1 protein-coding gene is annotated in these 1,523 nt (G+C 67.3%); it reads right to left on the reverse strand.

The genetic code is table 11. From position 1 onward, the window contains the following. Window positions 1-45: 45 nt before the first annotated feature. Window positions 46-1,523: putative porin (locus AC27VN_RS41230; protein ID WP_490880478.1), on the reverse strand; the 1,478-nt coding region annotated here is incomplete at its 5' end.

A 1,523-nucleotide genomic window follows, 5' to 3' on the forward strand; every position in this document is an offset into this window, starting at 1 on the left:
GCGAGCGCTGGGGTCTTGAAATGGGATCGGGCCACGGCGACGTCCTCAGAAGCGCGCATTGAGTTCGAGCTGCAGCGTGTCGATCGACAGCGGCGGACCATAGACCTCCTTGGTCGAGATCCAGCGGCCGGTGAACCAGAGGTTCTTGTCGAACGCGTACGAACCGCCGAGGAAGTAGCCGCGCGCATTGGTGCCGCCGCCATGGAAGGTCGAGTCGTTGTAGCCGTCCGGCAGCGCATCGGGTTCGATGCGCTTGTAGCCCGCGAGCACGTTCCAGTCGCCGCGCGCGGCCGGTGCCGGGCGGCCGTAGGTGGCCTGCAGCATGAAGGCGTTGCCGCCGCTCTTGTAGTCGGCCTGGGTGGTGCCGCCGGTGTTGCCGAAGTTGTTGACGATGGCGCCGCGGATGCCCGCGCGGCGCCAGATGTCGTTGGCGTCGTAGGCGGTGTTGCGGATGAAGTTGGCGTCCAGGCGCAGGTTGTTGCCCGCGACCTTGGTGTCCCAGCGCATGTTCAGGTCGACCAGGCGGAACTTCGAGGCCAGGCCCACGTACTGCGGCTGCGGCGTGCCGGCCGGGTTGAGCGGGTCGAGCGAGATGTCGCGCAGCAGCATGAGCGTGTTGCCCTTCTGCATGAAGGCCGGGCGCGACCAGTCGGTGCTGCAGCCGTCGGCGCCCGCGTACAGCGCGCAGGGCTCGGAGACCTTGCCGCTGATGTTGCGGAAGTTGTAGTACGCGAGCGCGCCGCGCAGGCGGTTGTCGTCGTCGATCTTCCAGTCGGCGCCGACCTGCGCGCCGAACAGCCACTTGTTCTCGCTCTTGGCCTTGTCCTGGCTGCGGCTGGGCGCGTTGTCCGAGGAGTACTCGAGCGGGATCAGGCCCACCGTGCCGAACAGCGACAGGTCCTTGTTGCTCGCCAGCGCCTTGTCGAACTGGAACGCGATGCCGTCGAAGTTGAGGTCGCTCGAGAACAGCGTGTCGGTCGACATGAAGGGGTTGCCGAAGCGGCCGCCCGTGACGGTGAGCCAGTCGACCGGCTTGTGCGAGATCCACATCTGGTCGAGCCAGACGCTCTTCTTGCTCAGGCCGCCGCCCAGGGTCTGGGTGGTCGAGACCGGGTTGTCGTCGCTGCCCGAGGCCAGGCGCACGCCGGCCTTGGTGTTCTCGCTGAGGTCCGCGAAGATGCCCACGCGGGCCCGGGCGCGGAACAGGTTGCGCCGGTCCTGGCGCGTGTTGAGCAGCGAGGGCAGCGCGAGGTTGGTGTTGGGGTTGACGTCGTAGCCGCTGCTCTTGTTGAGGTCGGGCCAGTTGATCTCGATGTTGCTGTTGTTGCCCGCATAGCTGCGCGACTCGTTGCGCACGCGCACGTCGCCTTCGAAGCGGATGCGCTTGCTCCACTCGGGCGTTTCGTTGGGCGCGGCCCAGCCTTCGTCCTTGGCCTGCGCCATGACCTGGGCCTTGACCTCGTCGCGGATCTGGTCGCGCACGGTCTGCGAGATGTAGGGCACGCGCACGTCGCCCGGCTCGA

Source organism: Variovorax sp. 20P10.2.4 (assembly GCF_058244205.1).